The organism is Rummeliibacillus sp. GQ308 (genome assembly GCF_059759115.1).
On record NZ_JCAXDQ010000001.1, the window covers coordinates 316,094 to 334,311 of the forward strand.

The window sequence follows — 18,218 nt, forward strand, 5'->3', positions numbered from 1 at the left end:
ATGGCTTTAGGCAAAAAACAAAGTACGTTAGCTTTGCTTGCTTTAGCAGTGAGTGCTTTTGCGATTGGAACAACTGAATTCATTAGTGTCGGGTTACTGCCCCTTATTGCAAATGATTTAAGTATTCCAGTTACGACAGCAGGCTTAACGGTATCTTTATATGCCTTAGGGGCAACATTCGGTGCTCCTATATTAACATCTTTGACATCAGGAATGTCAAAGAAGACATTATTGCTTTGGATTATGGTTGTCTTTATTATCGGGAATACACTTGCAGCTAGCTCTACAACGATTGGGTTATTGCTAGTAGCACGCGTTATCGCCGCATTTTCACATGGGGTATTTATGTCAATAGGTTCGACTATTGCGGCCGATTTAGTACCGGAAAATAAAAGAGCTAGCGCGATTTCAATTATGTTTACCGGACTTACGGTGGCTACAGTAACGGGTGTACCATTTGGAACCTTTATTGGACAGCAGCTTGGATGGAGAGCAGCCTTTATTACCATTGTCATTATAGGGGTCATTGCTTTCATCGCAAATAGCATCCTGGTTCCATCTAATTTGAAAAAAGGAATCAAAACAAGCTTTAGCGACCAGCTTAAACTTGTAACAAACGGACGACTATTGCTTGTATTCATCATTACAGCTCTTGGATATGGCGGAACATTTGTGGTATTTACTTTCTTATCACCATTGCTTCAGGATATTACTGGTTTTAAAGAAGGAACAGTAGCTGTTATTTTGTTAGTTTACGGTATTGCGATTGCGATTGGAAACATGGTTGGTGGAAAGCTATCGAATAAAAACCCAATTCGTGCCCTGTTCTATATGTTTATTATACAAGCCATCATCCTATTTGTTTTGAATTTTACAGCACCATATAAAGTTGCTGGATTAATCACAATTATTTTGATGGGGCTTTTAGCCTTTATGAATGTGCCGGGATTGCAAGTATATGTTGTTATGCTGGCAGAGCGCTTTGTTCCTAGTGCGGTGGATGTTGCTTCTGCGATAAATATTGCTGCATTTAATGCCGGGATTGCACTAGGCTCTTATGTAGGAGGCCTTGTGACTGACTCAATAGGACTTATCCATACACCATGGATTGGTGCAATCATGGTTGTCGTGGCAGCAGTATTAACAGGAATTAGTAAATCATTGGAACGAAAAGATCAAGAGAGTAAAATATAATAAAATTGTGGAGGTTTTACAGATGACAGCAAAAAATTTACAAGATACAACTACTTTGAATAATGGTGTGAAAATGCCTTGGCTAGGACTAGGCGTCTTTAAAGTGGAGGAAGGCCCTGAATTAGTGAATGCTGTAAAAACAGCTATCAAACATGGCTACCGCAGTATTGATACTGCAGCCATTTATGGAAACGAAGAAGGTGTAGGTAAAGGAATTCAAGAAGGCTTAAAAGAAGCAGGTATTTCAAGAGAAGACTTATTTGTCACATCAAAGGTTTGGAATGAAGATTTAGGGTATGAATCAACTCTTGCTGCTTATGAAACAAGCTTGAAAAAACTAGGCTTAGACTATTTAGACCTATATTTGATTCATTGGCCAGTGGAAGGCAAATATAAGGATGCATGGAGAGCGTTAGAAACTCTTTATAAAGAAGGACGCGTAAAAGCAATCGGCGTAAGTAACTTCCAAGTTCATCATTTAGAAGATTTAATGAAGGATGCAGAAATTAAACCGGTGATCAATCAAGTAGAACTTCACCCACGATTAACTCAAAAAGAGTTGAAAGCATTCTGCCAAGACAACAACATTCAGCTTGAAGCATGGTCACCATTAATGCAAGGTCAGCTGTTAGATAATGAAGTACTAAAAGAAATTGCAGCGAAACATAATAAATCAGTTGCCCAAATCATCGTACGTTGGGACTTGCAAAATGGTGTAATGACCATTCCAAAATCAACAAAAGAACACCGTATTGTTGAAAATGTAGATTTATTTGATTTTGAATTAACACAAGAAGAATTGGAAGTAATCGATGGATTAAACCAAAACCACCGTGTAGGTCCAGATCCAGATAACTTTGATTTTTAATGAATAGACGGATTCAGAGTGCAGAGAAAGATAATTCTTTCTCTGTGCTTTTTTAATTTCTAGAAGCTTTTCACATTTGTCTTAGTAAAGTAATGTGACCCCTATAGCATTCAAGCAATATATTCCATATAAATGCTATAATCGAAGAAAAATAACAAAGGGTGAATGGGCATGTGGACGGAAAATGTAAACATTCAAGGTCCGTATAATTTTGATTTGGTATTGAGTAGGCTGGCATTAGATCCTCTGCATGAGGTTGATTTGTCGGAACGTAGAATAAAAGTGCCCCTACGGTTACAGGGTGAGCCTATGGTGGTAACAGTTCAAGGGATTGGCACGGTTGATGAACCGGCATTTTATATTCAAGGGGAAAAAGAAGAATTTAGAGAGGAAGCAGTTCGCCACGTGAGAAGGATTTTCCGTTGGAATGAATCTTTACACGAGATTGCTACACATTTTGCAGGCACTGACCTTCGTGATCTTTTTGAAGAGCATCGGGGAACGGCAATTGTGCTTGATTTTGATTATTTTAACTGCTTGGTTAAATGTATTATTCATCAGCAACTAAATCTTGCCTTTGCCCATACATTGACGGAACGGTTTGTACACACATTTGGTATGCAACTAGACGGCGTATGGTTTTATCCAACGCCAGAAGAAGTGGCGCTACTGACTGTAGAAGAACTGAGAGCACTCCAATTTAGTACGAGGAAAGCAGAATATGTTATTGGCCTTGCTAAAACAATTGCAGAGGGGCATTTAGATTTAGAGGCGCTTGCTCAACAGCCTGATGAAGAAATCATGAATACGCTTATAAAAATCCGAGGAATCGGCAGATGGACAGCTGAAAACTTTCTTTTATTCGGCGTTGGTCGTCCTAATCATTTTCCTAAAGCTGATATCGGTATCCAGAACGCTATCAAAAAATGGTACAACCTCCCACAGAAGCCGACAATGGATGAGATGGAAAAGTACAGCAAGCCATGGTCTCCTTATTTAAGCTATGCCTCCCTTTATCTATGGCGGAGTATTGAAACATAGTTTTTAATTTTAGATTGCTTTAGTAAACCACCTTGGATAATGCTGGTTATTATATTTTATAAGGTATATAAGTATTAGCATATTTAGGTAAAATTCTTGGTAAGGCGGAGATCCCTGTAGGATGAGCTGAAGAAGTAAGCCCGTGCAAATCTCCAACTGTGGGATAACTGACCTTGGAAAAAAATCTTTTTACTAAGATTGTTTCTATTGAATTTGCTTTACAGGTGAATAAGAGGGAAATTGTATCGTGCTATTATTGGAAATGTGAATATTGCATAGAAGATGCATAAAGTAATCGCTCATTTTATCGGATCAAAGCATGTGTTTAATTATAAATTAAAAGTTGAGAGCGTGTATTGAACTATCATTTCAATACACGCTCTCTTTAGCCTTATTCTTATCATAGTTTGCTCATCTTAATTTGAATTGACAGAGGGTGCTGTAAACTCAAAAATATAATTATTTTACAGTTATTTTCCGCTTAACAATTGATTTATTACCTGCTTTATCAGTTACAGTATAAGTAAGTGTATAAATGCCTTTTTTCTTTGAATTTACTTTCCCAGAAATCTTAATTTTCTTCGTGATATTACCGTCTTTGTTATCAATTGCTGAAATGCCCTTAGTTGTACTGAAGGCTTGGCCACGCTTAATGATTTTGTTGGAAATGCCCTTAAAGACAGGTTTTTGGATATCAGAATTTATTAATGTTTTTAATGTATAACGTCCAACATAATCTTCATTTTGAATACGGACATAGTAAGTTCCTGGACTTAAGATGCTCGAAAATTTTGTTGATGTATTTAGGTTAACGTGTGTATTTTCATTAATATGATTAAAATAGTAATCCTTTGTCCTTGGGTATATGTACCAGTTAAAACCGTTTTGGTGATCTGTATTAGAAATCGTTAACGTAACTCGGCTTCTTTTGCTTAATTCAATTTGATAATAATCTATATCGTCATCATAAGAAGAAGAAACTTCGTTTACTATTGTATTATTTTCTAATAAAAAAGGATTAGATGAAGAGCCCATCCCTCTTAAATCTGTTAAGTGATATAGTTTTTTATTCATTTGTAATGTATAGCTTCCTTGAGAAACATTGTTGGATATTTCGATATAGTAGATTCCTGGTTTTAATACCAGTTTTGTTTTTGTTGAAGAAGCTACGTTAATGTGTGTATCATTATTAATATTTTGAAAATTATAATCATTAGCGGAATAAATAGACCACTTAAAACCATTTATACGATCAATATTATTAAAAGTGAAGTCAATAGCAGTTGTTTCTGTTAGCTCTATTCGATAATAATCTCTTTCCTCGTCCATATAGCCATTTACTTTTGTATTGCCTTCAACCAGTTGTGCTGTTGCTTCTTCATGGTTGTTTTCTAATTCATTTACAACATTTATGGATGTTGCAGAAGCAGTAGTAGCTGCAATCAAAGCAGTTACTGCAAAAAATAGTGCGCTTAAAAATTTCTTCATGCTAATTCTCCTTACTTTGTTTTATTTAATGAATTGTTTTGAGATGAGTAGAGAGGTATTGGTGGTTTAGAGAACTCTAATCTATGATAAAAGTAATACTATTATAGTAATAAAAAAAAGTTGATGCATCAGTAAATAGGATTAATATGGAATTAATATTTAATAACTATTTGTCTTTCAAAAGGTAATTGTGAGCGGAAATCAAAGGGTGTGCAAATTGTTTAAAGGATATCAATTATTGTTGTAGGTAAAATAGCATATTTCTAAAAGTGGAGGAAAGTAAAATGGAAGAGAACGTATTTGAACAAATGGCGAAAAGGTACGACACGGTATATAGGATGCAATTAGCTAAGGTGATTTCAAAGCAAGTCAGGAAGGAATTGCAAGATTGCTCATCTCAATCATTAGTAGATTACGGAAGTGGAACGGGACTGGTCAGTCTGGAGATAGCTGATTTGGTTGATTCTGTTTTATTGATTGATTCATCAAAGCAAATGCTAGAAGTAGCTAAAGCAAAAATTAATCAAAAGAGAATTACAAATGCCAAGGTACTTTATTCGGATTTTACAGTGGAAACACCAGCGTTGAAAACGGACATTGTTGTCATGTCTTTAGTGCTCCTTCATGTGCCAGATACGAAAAAAATACTGCAAGAGTTGTTCAGTATATTAAATCCTGGCGGCAAACTAATCATTGTCGATTTTGATAAAAATAAAAAAATCTACCATCCGAAAGTTCATAACGGTTTCGCTCATGAAGAACTAAAGACCACTCTCGCTGAAGCAGGATTTACATCAATAGAAATGAAGACATTCTATCATGGAGAACGAATTTTTATGAACCAAGATGCGTCAATGTTTATAGCAAGCTGCGTAAAATGAACCCGCTCTTTAATTTAAGCACAAGAAATATCAAAATGATGAAATAAAGGCCTCCTATAATGGAATAGAGGAGTGAGATAGATGAATGAACAGATACAATATATGATTGATTGGATTGAAGCTACGTTAAAAAATGATTTTTCACTAGAAGAGCTTTCTAGCTATATGGGCTATTCTCCTTATTATTGTTCTTTTAAATTTCATCAGGCTACGGGTATAACGATTAGACGATATGTTCTTCTTAGAAAGGTATATTTATCTACCGATGACTTGAAAAATAATAGGAGAATAATTGATATCGCTGTTGATTATGGTTATTCTTCGCAAGAAGCATATAGCAGAGCGTTTAAAAGCGTTTTTGGCCTGAATCCAAGAGAGTTTCAGCTTAATGAGATGCCTGTTCAATCATTTATTAAACTTACTCTAGAAAAAGAAGGGGAGTGGGATGGAATGATTATTTCAACAAAAGAGGTTGGAAAATTAAAAAGGCAGTCAAGCAAGCTATTTGATAGAGATGTACTAAATTTATTAAACGGTCAATTTATGTATGAACAATTTAAAGAGAATAAACTAATGGGTGATTCTGATTACGTTCCATTTAATGAAGCCATGTGCGTAAATGCAGCAACTAGCCAAGTGTTCGATGAAGAGTTTGTGAAAACTCGTGCTCAGGGACACAATGATTCAGTAGAAAATTATTTTAAAAAAGTAATCGAGCCATTGGATAACCTGTTTACTAAACAGTATAAATGTATTGTTTTATGGTTTGGAGAAGATATGTTTTGTCAGATGAACCTACTTACAATGCTTGCTTATCTAGAGCAGTCCAACTATAAGGGAGAAATATTCCTATATAGTTTTAGAGAAGATGAGTTTAAAGTGAATGTAACTGAACTTAAATTGGGTACTTATTCTGCTATTTATAAAGAAGTGCTAATAAAACATCAAAGACCAACGAATGACGTGTTTCCAGTAATGTATCAGGCCATAGAAATTTATTTAGATATGCTTAAAGAAGACAATGCTGTAGTGAAATATATAGCAAAAAATAAAGATGAACCTACTATGGAATTAGTGAATAGATTGTTTAATCGTTTCCCAACCATAGGGTATGGAGATACACAATATATAGAGCTCATTCATAAAAATAGATAATTTACTAGTAAGCCTAAGTTCTCTTTACGATTAGAATTTAGACTTGTATTAGTTACAAGACATTTAGACATTTTTCTCCTGAGATTGTTAGCAGTTAGCATTCTATTTGATTTGTCCTATTAAAAGAGATATGGAATATAAACAACACAATGAATTGGGAAATAGAAGGGTTAAAGTTGAATTTATTCTAAAGGAGAAATGGCAGTGATGATGGAAATAGTAATACTGGCAATTATATTAATCCTATTTTATATAATAAATAGCATGAAAATTACCAAGTTATTAACAGGTATTAATGCACAAAATAAAACAATAATAAAAGTTTTAGAAGAAATACGAGATAAAAAGAGTTAATTAGTATTCAATTAAAATTATTTATAAATTTATCACATATTCAATAAAATTCTGCTCATTGATTATATATCTAAGCTAAAATAAAAATTGTCTTCTATCACTAATTGATAGAAGACTTTTTTGGTTAATAAATATAGATAGATTTGTTGCAATATACGAGAATAACTTACATTGAAAGTTGAGGAAAATACCTCTCTATTAACGCTGATATTTTAAGGTTTTTTAACTAGTTTTCCCAATTTACCAAACTAGCAAGCTGTGATAAGATTTAGAAAATTACAAAAAATAAATCTTAGGAGGAATAATCTATGAAAAAAGGTACATCTATCGCTCTTGCTCTTAGTTTAACTGTTGGTGCCGTACTACCGTTTTCGTCAACTGCCCATGCTACAAATTCTCAAAATGTGTTAGCAGCAAAAATCAAGGAATCTGGTAATGAGAAAAACGTAACCAAGAAAAAAGGACAAGCCGTTCCTACCTTCATTCATGGGAAACTTTCAAACAAACCGCATAAAGACAAAGAAGCGGTTAAACAATTCCTTAAAGATAATAAAGAAACCTATCCATTTGATGTAGAGAAAGATTTAACATTATTGGATGTAACGAAGGATGAAATCGGAAGTAAACACTTTGACTTTGTACAATCTGTTCAAGGTATTCCGGTTGATGGTTCTGCACTAAAAGTTCACACAGATGAGAAGGGCTATGTAACTGCTGTCAATGGTGACGTATTTGTAGAAGCAGGAGATTACTTTAAAGGTAAGGGTAAACTGAAAACAAACCTTTCGAAAAAAGAAGCAATCAACAATGCTTGGAAATCTATCGATCTGACAAAAGATGAAACACTAGTTGACTTTGAAGTTGGACCAAAAGGAGAAAAACAAAGTGGCACCAACGAGGAAGGAAAACAGGTGATTTATAAAAAAGGAGATAATTTCTATAATGCATACAAAGTCAATCTCCAATTTATTAACCCTTATCCAGCGAACTGGGTTGTTTATGTAGATGCAGAAACTGGTAATGTCATTGATTCCTATAATGCAGTAACAGAAGGGACAGGCGTAGGAGTTCTTGGAGATACGAAGAAATTGAATACCTATTATTCAAGCGGCACTTACTATTTATATGATACAACTAAGGCAATGACAGGCGTGATTGAAACTAGAACTGCTAAAAATTTATCCAGCCTGCCAGGAAGCTACTCTGTCGATCCTGATGACAACTTTAATGCTACAAATCAACGTGCCGATGTAGATGCACACTACTATGCAGGCGTTGTTTACGATTATTATAAAAATACTTTCAACCGTAATAGTTTTGATAATAAAGGCGCAACGATAACTTCTACTGTACACTATGGAAGAAATTATAATAATGCTTTCTGGAACGGTTCACAAATGGTATACGGTGATGGAGATGGAACTACCTTTACATCATTATCAGGATCTCTTGATGTTGTAGGACATGAGATTACCCATGCCGTGACAGAAAGAACCGCCGGTTTAGAGTATCAAGGACAATCAGGTGCACTTAACGAATCAATTTCTGATACCTTTGCGATGTTTATGGATAAAAAGAATTTCTTAATAGGTGAAGATGTGTACACACCTAAAATTGCAGGTGATGCATTAAGAAGTTTGTCCAATCCAACTCAATATGGCCAGCCGGATAATATGAGCGGCTATGTCAACACTACATCAGATAATGGCGGTGTCCACACAAACAGTGGTATTCCAAACAAAGCAGCTTATAATACAATCCAAAGCATTGGATACGATGCAGCTCAAAAAATCTACTATCGCGCGCTAACCGTTTATCTTTCACCAAAAAGTAATTTTAGCGCAGCACGTGCAGCTATGTTAGCATCAGCAGCTGATTTATACGGCACAGGAAGCACACAGTACAATGGAGTGGCATCCGCGTGGACAAAAGTTGGCGTCAACTAGGAATATTAATAATTAATTCATAGTATACCGGTTTGTTTTAGGCCCTCCAACCTATTGTTCTAATTTAATGGAATAATTAAACTATTAATAAGGAATAGTGGGAGGAGGGATTAGACAAATTGATCGGTGAACGAATCCGTTACTTTCGAAAACTGAAAAACATTACGCAAAAAGATCTAGCAGATGGAATATGTGCAATTTCCTATCTTTCAAAAATCGAAAATGGTGTAGCCACGGCGAGTGAGGAAGTCATCAACATGTTATGTGAAAGGCTGGGACTTGACTCGGAGGAAGCAGTGAATGAATTTGATGGGGGATTACTGAGGGTTTTTACTCAGTTTAAAGGGAATGTAAAAAACAGAAACTTTTCAGAAGCTGAAAAGCTCATTCCAGAGTTAAATGGTCTAATTCAAGAAAGTCAATCGCAAGAGATTCGTATACAGTACGATATTTACTTATTTGGATTATATGTTTTTACAGGACAAGTCAAACAGTCTACCATTCAGTATCAAAAAATCCATCAAACATCGATTGATCTGCTTTCCCAGTGGCCACAAATATTTTTTGATTATTATTACTACTTAAGTTTGTATCTGTGTAGGAAAGAGGAATTTCATAAAGCCATGAAATGCAATGAAAAGCTAATAGGCTTAATGAAGCTTATTGAAATTTCAGAGATTGAAAAAGGTAGAATCTATTTTAACCAAGCTTGGTTATACACACATCATCGCTTGTATTTTCAATCCATTCAGGTTGCTAGAAATGCTATCGAATCCTTTGAAGCAGAATTTGATATTGAAAATTTACTTGATTCATTAATTTTAATAGGTGTTAATCAACGCCGAATTCAAGATTATTATGAATCTGAAAAGTTTTTAAAAAGAGCCTTGCAGCTTTCTGAGAAATTACAAAAAACGCATACAATTGCTATCACGCAACATAATCTAGGTTATCTTTATTCAGATATGGGTCGTTCTCTAGAAGCTATTGATCAGCTACAGTCTGCCTTCCAGTCTGCACAATTATCGGGTAATGAATTATTATGTTTAATTTATTTGCTATCGAAAGAATATATGAAACTGGAACAGTTTGGAGCAGCAATGGAATGGTGTGATAAGGGACTGTCTTTATTAGATACTTTTCCTTATAGAGAATACCATTTTCACTTTCATCTTCAATATATGGAGATTAGAAATCTGGAAAATGAGCAATATGAAGAAACACTTCGGGAGGCGATCGATTTCTTTGAAAAAGAACAGTTAAACCAGTACGTTGTGGAATATGCAGAAAAGCTAGCAAACTATTACTTCCAAAATACTAAGTACAAAAAAGCGAGCGAGCTTTATCGTTTAGCAAATAAAGCTCGTCACAATTAGGAGGAAAACAAAATGAAAAGAAAACAATTATTAGTATTCACATTAATTTTAACAGGTGCTTTAAGTCTATATGTAGGTCTAGAATTTCCAGACCATGATATTATCCCTGGTATAAAATATTAAGAAGTTGATTGAAAATTTATCTGAACAAAATACCCCCCTTTAAAATAGAATAAGAGTGGTTCCTCCTACAAAAAGGGGAACCACTCTTTTTATTTTCACTATAACTCAATTAAAAGACAAATAATAAGCAATGCTTATAAAAGTCGGATAGGTGAAAATTGAAATAAGCGTTATGATGTATTCTCTTCTATTTTTATCATATTTCCATTCAATAAAAGCTCGAATTAAAACAAAAGAAATTAATAAGATCATGGCGAGTGGGAATTTATAGTTACTAAAAACTAAAACAAATAGGAAAATTAAAATCATGGAGATTTCAATTTTTTTGTGTGTAGAATTGACAAAGCGGTAATCCTTATCTTTTGGGATTTTTAAGCTTTTTCTTAGTAGTAAATCTAAAGCCCAAACAATAATACAAAAGACAGAAAAAATAATTATAAATTTTAGCAATATAATACACTCCAACCTTTTTTATACTATTATACTTATTGATTTTTGAATATTCAATAAGATAAGAAGAGTCTACAAATTCATTCTAAGAGTTGATAAAAATTTAAATGCATAGAGGAAAAAAGTTAGGAAGGTTTACCGCTGTTCTTAGATGATTTCCAACCGTTCCCGAGCGTTTTACTACCGTTCTCTCTCCATTTACAACCGCTGAGTGGAAGTTAACTCCCGAAAGAAAGCAATTTAAGTCCTAAGCTACCCGCGACGCAGGTTTGGCGGAACAATCATTGGTGAGACAGAGATCCAAACTTAATAGATGCCAAAAAGACTTAGCGTGAACATGGGTTAGAAGATGACCCTTTCGTTATTTTGATAACACAATGTTTATAGATAGCTGCCGCGATTTCATTAGCAAGCTGATCAAATTTGGTATCAAAGAGTCCATTATCTGTTTTATTAGTGATAAAGCCAACTTCAATAAGAATCGCTTGTGAGTAGGTTTCCCGTAGAACGTGGAAGTCAGCCTGTTTCACACCCCTATCTTTAAATCCAAGGTTCACCATTGCTTGTTGTATGGGGATAGCGAGAGCTTTAGCTTTTTTGTTGTTAGTAAGATAAACATAGGTTTCTGCTCCGGTCGCACTAGAATTTTTTGCTGCGTTGCGGTGAAACGAGATAAAGTAGTCATATTTTTTCTTGTGTTCAAGATTGCTGCGAGCGAGCAAAGAAATCGTGACATCACGATTCCGCGTTTCATCGATAGTTAGACCTTTTTCTCGCAATATGGCCGCAATGGCTTTTCCGAGTTTCAATACATCGTCTGATTCCTTTCTTTTACTTGCAGTAGCTCCGGGGTCTCTGCCTCCATGGCCATAATCAAATAGTAGTAACATAATATATCCCTCCATAACTTTTTATTACTTCAACTAGTACATAGAGAAGAAAGATGAAAAAGGGACATTTAATTATTTTTTATAGCTTAGAGGAATACGATATTGTAGTACCGTATATTTATAGAAAGGAGGGGACACATATGGAATTAAGACAATTAAGAACTAATGACGCTGAGGACTATTTTACTCTCAGGCTTGAAGCTCTCCAACATAGCCCAGATGCTTTTGCCACAACCTACGAAGAGGAAAAAAACCAAACAGCAGCGAAATATAAAGAGCGATTTACTGATCCCGTGAACTCATTTACTTTTGGTGCTTTTGAAGAAAACGAGCTAGTGGGAGTGGTCACCTTATTTAGAGAGCCATTAATAAAGCTGAATCACAGAGCAACGATTGTAGCGATGTACATTAAACCTGAAAAGCAAGGAAGTGGATTAGGAAAGACTTTAATTTATAAAGCAATTGAAAAAGCGAAAAGTTTAGAAGGCGTTGAGCAAATATATTTAAGCGTTGTATCAACTAATATCCCTGCCATAAAGTTGTACACCACCTGTGGCTTTTCGATATACGCAAAAGAGAAAAGGGCATTAAAGGTTGATAATACATATTATGATGAAGAACATATGGTTTTGTATTTATAAGGGGAAATCTGAATGGGAAAATTAAAGATTGGTTTTTCAGTTATAGTCATTATTTTATTAGTGTGGACAGGGATACATTATATGAATACCTTTAAAACAAAATCCTTAGCGAATGATATCTTAACTGATGTTAATTTTGATAAAGTGGATGTTAGCTTAATTAACATCAGTGATAAGGAAGCCAAAATAATAGATTTTGATCAAGCTGATTCAACAAAATTTATACAAGTTTTGAGGGAAGTTGAAGTAAAACGTATTAGAACTTCAAAGTGGTTGGGAGACGATTATATAGTCCTTATTGGCGGCAGTGGTGGATCATTTCAATTATATCTCTCAAAACAGGGTACTTTTGTGATTGATGCAGAATCTGATGAACCTTATACCTTTCTTGATAAAGAAGCATTTAATGATTTGTTAGTTTTGATAAAAAAGCAACTCCCTTAATTTTGGAAGTTGCTTTTTAGTTTGTTCTATCGATACAGAATCCCTCATGTTTCTAAGTATGAGATAGGGTAGGGAGAGTAAACTGCTGTGTCTCCATCTTCCTCTCGCTTTAAGATGATAATGAAATCTGCCCCGTTACTTATATCTCCACGGGGAATTGGAATAATCAGGGGTGGGCATCTTAATGCATTACCATGTTCATTAAATTCCTCACGAAAGTTATTTAGAGCAAAATTCACGCGTTCATCTATAAGAGCAGACAATTTGTCCATCCCGCCTGTTTTTAAATCAAAATAATCAGGGTTGCTTTTTCGTTTCTCAATTAATCTCTCCTTGTATTCGGAGACTGTTAAAAAACAAAACTCCCAATCAAGAGGAAAGAGCCCTCCGCCTAACCAATAAATATGCATCATTTATCTCTCCTTCAATACGATTCTTTTATTTTACTGATACTTTTTAGCAACCACGTATTCAACAATAGGTAATATAATCATCGCTAAACCTAATAGACCTAATAAAAAAGCATTGATTGTCCCATTTATTAATTTATCGGCAGCTACAGCTACTACAATAAAGAATAGTAGAAGAAAGTAACTTATTTTAGAGCTTTTTTCTGTAATTCTTTGACCAAGTTCTTCCTCCTGTAATATGCCATCTTGGTCTATTTTATCTCCCCAGGTGAGGGTAGAGAAAAACATCATCAATAACACCCCGATTGTACCTACCTCATTAAATCCCATCTCTTTTCCATTATAAATTTTGAAAATGGAATAGCCTATTACGATCAATGCAGCAATTCCGATTAACATGGCATTTATTTTTCGAGTTTTCATCTCTCATTCTCCTAATTAATGATTGAGCTAAAGTTCTAGCCCATCTCGATTTTCTCCTGCAGAAACGGATAAAGGCTCACGGCAAGGTTGATGGTGAGAAATTGCTGGCTGTTTGATAGGTTGGTCTCTAAGATTTCTTCCACTCTCTTTATCCTGTAGAGAAGTGTATTTGTATGAACATGGATGGCTTCTGCTGCTTCTTTTGCATTTTGGTTATATTCCAGATAGGCAAATAGGGAAGGGAGCAGTCCACCTTTTTTATTTTGATCATATCGGATGAGTGGACCAAGCGTTTCATATATAAATTCCATTAGCTCATCCTCCGTGTTTTGAAGAAGCAGCTGATGAACACCTAAGTCTTTATAGCTAACGACTTTGTTGTTCTCTCCGTAACTGCTCATGAACTGCAAGCATTTTGCCGCTTCCTGTAATGACTTTGTTGCTTTTTGCAGTGTTGGATGAATCCGGCCGATGCCAATTGACAACGCATCGCCCCATTTTTTGACCACATACTCGTGTTGGAGTTTTGAGACAAGCTCCTTTATTTGCGTTGTGGTATAAGAGACAGAAACCTTTTGCGGAAAGGTCATGAGCATAACGATTTGGTCATGGTTTCGGACGGCAATTCCTTTTATTTGATGATGTGAAAATATATGATTAGCCAACTGGATGAAATGCCGGCTGATGCTGGTTCGAAGCTGATCCTCTTCATCTATACGCAAGATGAGGGCAATATAATTTCCACTCGGATCAAAATGTAACTGCTTTGCTTTTTGAACGAGCGCATCATCCATTTTACCAGCAAGGAGGTCATTAATAAATTCACCATCTATCCGTTCTTTTGCTTCAAAAATAGCTTGTTCTTTCACCATTTCAAGTGAGATGACAGTGCATGCGTGTTCCAATGCTGCCAAATCGACGGCATCTATTTTCTCACTAGCTGCTACAACGAGTGAACCAAAAATTTCAGGTCTTGCACCAATAGTAAGTAGGTTTATGTATGGATAATGTGGGTTGATTGTTCTTTCAATGGACGAACGCACGATTTCATTGGTTTGCATTGTTTTTTGAACTTTTTCCTTTAACTTAAACAGTTTGTCGTCATTCCAGCTTACATCATAGGCATGGGAGATGTTTTCCCCTAACTCGTCGAATAGGAAAACTTGATAGCCTGTGATTTCATGCAAATAACTGATAATAGATTGCAGTCCTTCTCCTTTTAATACGAGCGTCGCAAGATTTTTATGAATTTCGACTGAACGGGAAAGTATTTTGTTTTGATCGATGATTGTATTGTTTAATCTCTCCAATACTTTGACTGTCTGTTCCTGTTCTTGATATAGATTGGCTTTTTCTAATGCAACTGCAGCCTGATGTGCAATAGCATTAAGCAAATGAATATCCTGAGGCACAAACTGTAGGTTCGGATCAAAGGAATCAAGGGTAATAACTCCAATGCATTCACCGTTCGAAAGAATAGGTGAGCATATGGAAGAGTAGGGAAGCATCGGAACAGAGGCGTACATTAGCTTTGAATTTTTCTCAGATAAAGTAGCAGTAGCTTTTTCTACTTCCACTCTATTTTTGAAAATCAAACACTCACGTGCATTGAAGGCTAAACCTGTCATCGATTCGCCAGGTTGAAGGCGCACTTCGGATAGAGCTGTTGTGAAGCGTCTATTAGATCTGGGCAAAAGAACATTCTGCACCTTGTCATAGATAAATAAAACACCCCCGTGTGCTGCTTCTGTAATAGAAACTGTTTGGTCCATGATGGAATCTATTACCGTATCAATATCTAAAGTAGAATTCAATACATTTGAAACCTCGATTAAAGATTGCAGCTGGCGATGGCTCAATGTTTCTTTCATTTGGCGTCACCTCATATTCTAGATAATATTTATCAATTATAATAAATTTTCATACTATTTTCTCTACTTTTTGTAGATTTACACAAAAATTTAGTGTTAATTTTGTTTTCAAAAACATAACAAATATTCAGAAAAGTTTTATAATGGTTCTTAACACAAAATTTTAGCCATCACACGATGTCGGGAAGGGGGCAATCATGATAAACCCGGAAAGATTATGGAGCCGGCTTGAACGTCTTGGAGAGATTGGTAAGGCGGAAGGCGGGGGAGTAATCCGCTTATCTTTTACAAAGGAATTACGGGAAGCAAAGGAATTGGTCACTTCTTATATGAAGGAAGCGGGTCTGCTAGTTTGGGAGGATGAAGTTGGCAACCTCATTGGCAGAAAAGAAGGGAAGAATCCAGACGCGAGTGTAGTTTTGACAGGGTCGCATATTGATTCCGTGTTCCATGGAGGAAATTTTGATGGGCCGCTTGGCGTTTTGGCTGCGATTGATGCATTGCAGAGTATGAACGAACAAGGAATTGAAACAGAGCATCCGATTGAAGTGATTGCTTTTACGGATGAAGAGGGCGCAAGATTTAGCTTTGGCATGATTGGCAGCCGTGGTGTTGCGGGCACGCTTACTGAGAAAGATTTAGAGCAAAGGGATAAAGAAGGAACCTCTATTGCGGAGGCGATGAAGGCTGATGGGCTGAATCCTGAATCTATCGGCCGTGCAGCTAGAAGACCAGAGAAAGTCAAAGCTTATATTGAACTACATATCGAACAAGGGAAAGTGCTAGAGACACAAAAACTGTCAGCGGGCATTGTGACAGGGATTGCAGGTCCTCTCTGGCAGAAATTCATCATTGAAGGGGAAGCAGGCCATGCAGGTGCAACTCCAATGGCTATTCGTCAGGATGCATTGGTAGCGGCAGCGAAAGTAATGCTTGCGATTGAAACAGAAGCCGGTCGAAATGGCACAACAGTCGGTACAGTCGGTCAGCTGGATGTGAAGCCAGGAGGCATTAATATTATCCCAGGCAGAGCTGAGTTTACACTAGATTTGCGCGATACGGATGAAGCAGTGCGCGACGAGGTGGAAACACGAATTCGTGAACAAGCTTATGATATTTGTGAAAAGCAAGGAGTGCGCCTAACGATAGAAGATTTGCAGCGCGTTACACCGGTCCCATGTGCAGATTCAGTAAAGAAAGCAGTAGAAGAGGCATTTGACATAGTAGGACTTGAAAAAACATATCTTCCAAGTGGCGCCGGACATGATGGTATGCAGTTTAAAGATTTATGTCCAATGGGGATGGTTTTTATTCGCTCGAAGGATGGCATCAGCCATGATCCTGCTGAATGGAGTTCAAAGGATGATTGTGCGGACGGCGCGAATATTCTTTGCCAAACTCTGTTAACGCTAGCAGTCCAAAAAGTAAACGAAACGATAGATTAGTAGAAAAGGGGAGACATGACAATGAATGAGAGCGTAACAGTAGATTTAAATAAAGCAGCAGAAGATATGAGAGAGGATGTTATTAAATGGAGAAGACATTTGCATGAAAATCCGGAACTCTCTTTTGAAGAAGAAAAAACAGCACAATTTGTTTATGACACGTTAGAATCGTTTGGCAACCTAGAGCTTTCTCGCCCAACGAAAACAAGTGTGATGGCTCGTTTAATTGGCCCTAATCCAGGCAAAACATTGGCACTAAGAGCGGATATGGATGCACTTCCTATCCATGAGGAAAACACTTTTGAATTTGCTTCCCAGGTTCCGGGCGTTATGCATGCTTGTGGTCATGATGGCCATACAGCTATGCTTCTAGGCGCAGCTAAAATTCTTTCTGGATTAAAAGATCAAATCAATGGGGAAGTCCGTTTCTTCTTCCAGCATGCTGAAGAGCTGTTCCCAGGCGGTGCAGAAGAAATGGTGCAAGCAGGTGTGATGGATGGCGTTGATCTTGTCATCGGTACTCATTTATGGTCACCTCTTGAACTTGGAAAGATCGGTGTTGTATATGGCCCGATGATGGCAGCTCCTGATACGTTCTGGTTAACAGTCAACGGAAAAGGCGGGCATGCGGCTCTTCCGCATCAAACGGTTGACTCCATTGCAGTTGCAGCTCAGGTTGTAACGAATTTACAGCATATTGTATCACGCAATACAGATCCACTAGACAATCTAGTACTTTCTGTAACGCAATTTGTAGGTGGTACAACACATAATGTCATTCCTGGATCTGTGGATATTTGCGGTACTGTTCGCAGCTTTGATGCTGACCTTCGTAAAAGCATTCCGGAAAAGATGGAACGCGTTATTAAAGGGATTACTGAAGCACATGAAGCGACATATGACTTCAAATATGAGTTTGGCTACCGTCCTGTGATTAACGATGAGGAAGTAACGGCAGTGATTGAGGAAACGGTGCGTGAAGTATTTGGCGAGGAAGCACTTGATCTGATGAAGCCAAATATGGGTGGCGAGGACTTTTCAGCTTACATGGAAAAAGCGCCAGGCTGCTTCTTCTATGTAGGTGCAGGTAATGAAGAAAAAGGAATCACTTATCCACACCACCATGCACGCTTTACAGTAGACGAAGATGCGCTTGAAATTGGCGTGAAAACATTCCTGCATGCGGTGTTTAAATTCTTAGGTAAATAAATAGTAAAA

18 protein-coding genes are annotated in these 18,218 nt (G+C 36.5%); 12 read left to right on the forward strand and 6 right to left on the reverse strand.

Annotation, left to right across the window (positions count from 1 at the left end; all coding sequences use genetic code 11):
- The 3 genes from AC6CHJ_RS01555 (at nt 1) to AC6CHJ_RS01565 (ending at nt 3,103) form a co-directional block, all read left to right on the forward strand.
- The gene (locus AC6CHJ_RS01555; RefSeq protein WP_249775345.1) at nt 1–1,194 is read left to right on the forward strand and encodes an MFS transporter; all 1,194 of its coding nucleotides are present in this window, start codon (nt 1–3) and stop codon (nt 1,192–1,194) included.
- A 22-nt stretch (nt 1,195–1,216) separates the two neighbouring features.
- Entirely contained in the window at nt 1,217–2,062 is an 846-nt protein-coding gene (pgoN, locus tag AC6CHJ_RS01560; RefSeq protein ID WP_147195246.1) for a glyoxal/methylglyoxal reductase, read from the forward strand.
- Between the two features lie 171 nt (nt 2,063–2,233).
- Nucleotides 2,234–3,103: a DNA-3-methyladenine glycosylase family protein gene (locus tag AC6CHJ_RS01565; protein WP_498287077.1), complete on the forward strand. Its 870-nt coding sequence runs from the start codon at nt 2,234–2,236 to the stop codon at nt 3,101–3,103.
- A 459-nt stretch (nt 3,104–3,562) separates the two neighbouring features.
- Here the strand turns inward: AC6CHJ_RS01565 and AC6CHJ_RS01570 are convergent, their stop codons facing one another.
- Entirely contained in the window at nt 3,563–4,591 is a 1,029-nt protein-coding gene (locus AC6CHJ_RS01570) for a DUF5011 domain-containing protein (protein ID WP_498287078.1), read from the reverse strand.
- Nucleotides 4,592–4,875: 284 nt separating this feature from the next.
- Between AC6CHJ_RS01570 and AC6CHJ_RS01575 the strand changes: the two genes are divergently transcribed.
- The 5 genes from AC6CHJ_RS01575 (at nt 4,876) to AC6CHJ_RS01595 (ending at nt 10,303) form a co-directional block, all read left to right on the forward strand.
- Nucleotides 4,876–5,472, forward strand: a complete 597-nt coding sequence (locus AC6CHJ_RS01575; RefSeq protein WP_498287079.1) for a class I SAM-dependent methyltransferase — start codon at nt 4,876–4,878, stop codon at nt 5,470–5,472.
- An 81-nt stretch (nt 5,473–5,553) separates the two neighbouring features.
- Nucleotides 5,554–6,627 carry a helix-turn-helix domain-containing protein gene (locus tag AC6CHJ_RS01580; protein WP_498287080.1) on the forward strand — a complete coding sequence of 358 codons (1,074 nt, stop codon included), beginning with the start codon at nt 5,554–5,556 and terminating at the stop codon, nt 6,625–6,627.
- A 198-nt stretch (nt 6,628–6,825) separates the two neighbouring features.
- The gene (locus AC6CHJ_RS01585; RefSeq protein WP_498287081.1) at nt 6,826–6,981 is read left to right on the forward strand and encodes a hypothetical protein; all 156 of its coding nucleotides are present in this window, start codon (nt 6,826–6,828) and stop codon (nt 6,979–6,981) included.
- A 308-nt stretch (nt 6,982–7,289) separates the two neighbouring features.
- Nucleotides 7,290–8,927 (forward strand): M4 family metallopeptidase, encoded by a 1,638-nt coding sequence (locus tag AC6CHJ_RS01590; RefSeq protein WP_498287082.1) that lies wholly within the window; start codon nt 7,290–7,292, stop codon nt 8,925–8,927.
- A 119-nt stretch (nt 8,928–9,046) separates the two neighbouring features.
- Nucleotides 9,047–10,303, forward strand: coding sequence for a helix-turn-helix domain-containing protein (locus AC6CHJ_RS01595; protein ID WP_249775351.1), 1,257 nt, complete (start codon nt 9,047–9,049; stop codon nt 10,301–10,303).
- Nucleotides 10,304–10,531: 228 nt separating this feature from the next.
- Here AC6CHJ_RS01595 and AC6CHJ_RS01600 read toward each other — a convergent pair whose 3' ends face one another.
- The gene (locus tag AC6CHJ_RS01600; RefSeq protein WP_184117524.1) at nt 10,532–10,876 is read right to left on the reverse strand and encodes a DUF4181 domain-containing protein; all 345 of its coding nucleotides are present in this window, start codon (nt 10,874–10,876) and stop codon (nt 10,532–10,534) included.
- Between the two features lie 326 nt (nt 10,877–11,202).
- Nucleotides 11,203–11,766, reverse strand: coding sequence for an N-acetylmuramoyl-L-alanine amidase family protein (locus tag AC6CHJ_RS01605; RefSeq protein WP_498287083.1), 564 nt, complete (start codon nt 11,764–11,766; stop codon nt 11,203–11,205).
- Between the two features lie 140 nt (nt 11,767–11,906).
- Here AC6CHJ_RS01605 and AC6CHJ_RS01610 point away from each other — a divergent pair, with 140 nt between their 5' ends.
- Together AC6CHJ_RS01610 and AC6CHJ_RS01615 are read left to right on the forward strand one after the other, a co-directional pair.
- Nucleotides 11,907–12,407, forward strand: a complete 501-nt coding sequence (locus tag AC6CHJ_RS01610; protein WP_498287084.1) for a GNAT family N-acetyltransferase — start codon at nt 11,907–11,909, stop codon at nt 12,405–12,407.
- Between the two features lie 12 nt (nt 12,408–12,419).
- A complete protein-coding gene (locus AC6CHJ_RS01615; RefSeq protein ID WP_147195225.1) occupies nt 12,420–12,851 on the forward strand; it encodes a hypothetical protein in 432 nt (143 codons plus the stop codon).
- Nucleotides 12,852–12,895: 44 nt separating this feature from the next.
- Here the strand turns inward: AC6CHJ_RS01615 and AC6CHJ_RS01620 are convergent, their stop codons facing one another.
- The 3 genes from AC6CHJ_RS01620 to AC6CHJ_RS01630 are packed head-to-tail and all read right to left on the reverse strand — an operon-like array spanning nt 12,896 to nt 15,555.
- Complete coding sequence (locus tag AC6CHJ_RS01620) at nt 12,896–13,261, reverse strand: hypothetical protein (RefSeq protein ID WP_249775355.1); 366 nt, start codon at nt 13,259–13,261, stop codon at nt 12,896–12,898.
- Between the two features lie 33 nt (nt 13,262–13,294).
- Nucleotides 13,295–13,684 carry a hypothetical protein gene (locus tag AC6CHJ_RS01625; RefSeq protein ID WP_498287085.1) on the reverse strand — a complete coding sequence of 130 codons (390 nt, stop codon included), beginning with the start codon at nt 13,682–13,684 and terminating at the stop codon, nt 13,295–13,297.
- A 35-nt stretch (nt 13,685–13,719) separates the two neighbouring features.
- Nucleotides 13,720–15,555 carry a helix-turn-helix domain-containing protein gene (locus AC6CHJ_RS01630; protein WP_498287086.1) on the reverse strand — a complete coding sequence of 612 codons (1,836 nt, stop codon included), beginning with the start codon at nt 15,553–15,555 and terminating at the stop codon, nt 13,720–13,722.
- 197 nt (nt 15,556–15,752) lie between these two features.
- Here AC6CHJ_RS01630 and AC6CHJ_RS01635 point away from each other — a divergent pair, with 197 nt between their 5' ends.
- Together AC6CHJ_RS01635 and AC6CHJ_RS01640 are read left to right on the forward strand one after the other, a co-directional pair.
- Nucleotides 15,753–17,000 (forward strand): Zn-dependent hydrolase, encoded by a 1,248-nt coding sequence (locus AC6CHJ_RS01635; RefSeq protein WP_498287087.1) that lies wholly within the window; start codon nt 15,753–15,755, stop codon nt 16,998–17,000.
- A 21-nt stretch (nt 17,001–17,021) separates the two neighbouring features.
- Entirely contained in the window at nt 17,022–18,209 is a 1,188-nt protein-coding gene (locus AC6CHJ_RS01640; RefSeq protein WP_498287088.1) for a M20 family metallopeptidase, read from the forward strand.
- The last annotated feature ends 9 nt before the right edge of the window (nt 18,210–18,218 follow it).

Coding starts and splice junctions, on each gene's coding strand:
- AC6CHJ_RS01570 (WP_498287078.1), bottom strand. CDS start 4,591: ATGAAGAAATTTTTAAGCGCACTATTTTTTGCAGTAACTGCTTTGATT.
- AC6CHJ_RS01555 (WP_249775345.1), top strand. CDS start 1: ATGGCTTTAGGCAAAAAACAAAGTACGTTAGCTTTGCTTGCTTTAGCA.
- AC6CHJ_RS01630 (WP_498287086.1), bottom strand. CDS start 15,555: ATGAAAGAAACATTGAGCCATCGCCAGCTGCAATCTTTAATCGAGGTT.
- AC6CHJ_RS01625 (WP_498287085.1), bottom strand. CDS start 13,684: ATGAAAACTCGAAAAATAAATGCCATGTTAATCGGAATTGCTGCATTG.
- AC6CHJ_RS01590 (WP_498287082.1), top strand. CDS start 7,290: ATGAAAAAAGGTACATCTATCGCTCTTGCTCTTAGTTTAACTGTTGGT.
- AC6CHJ_RS01605 (WP_498287083.1), bottom strand. CDS start 11,766: ATGTTACTACTATTTGATTATGGCCATGGAGGCAGAGACCCCGGAGCT.
- AC6CHJ_RS01580 (WP_498287080.1), top strand. CDS start 5,554: ATGAATGAACAGATACAATATATGATTGATTGGATTGAAGCTACGTTA.
- AC6CHJ_RS01610 (WP_498287084.1), top strand. CDS start 11,907: ATGGAATTAAGACAATTAAGAACTAATGACGCTGAGGACTATTTTACT.
- AC6CHJ_RS01585 (WP_498287081.1), top strand. CDS start 6,826: ATGGCAGTGATGATGGAAATAGTAATACTGGCAATTATATTAATCCTA.
- AC6CHJ_RS01575 (WP_498287079.1), top strand. CDS start 4,876: ATGGAAGAGAACGTATTTGAACAAATGGCGAAAAGGTACGACACGGTA.
- AC6CHJ_RS01565 (WP_498287077.1), top strand. CDS start 2,234: ATGTGGACGGAAAATGTAAACATTCAAGGTCCGTATAATTTTGATTTG.
- AC6CHJ_RS01635 (WP_498287087.1), top strand. CDS start 15,753: ATGATAAACCCGGAAAGATTATGGAGCCGGCTTGAACGTCTTGGAGAG.
- AC6CHJ_RS01620 (WP_249775355.1), bottom strand. CDS start 13,261: ATGCATATTTATTGGTTAGGCGGAGGGCTCTTTCCTCTTGATTGGGAG.
- pgoN (WP_147195246.1), top strand. CDS start 1,217: ATGACAGCAAAAAATTTACAAGATACAACTACTTTGAATAATGGTGTG.
- AC6CHJ_RS01615 (WP_147195225.1), top strand. CDS start 12,420: ATGGGAAAATTAAAGATTGGTTTTTCAGTTATAGTCATTATTTTATTA.
- AC6CHJ_RS01640 (WP_498287088.1), top strand. CDS start 17,022: ATGAATGAGAGCGTAACAGTAGATTTAAATAAAGCAGCAGAAGATATG.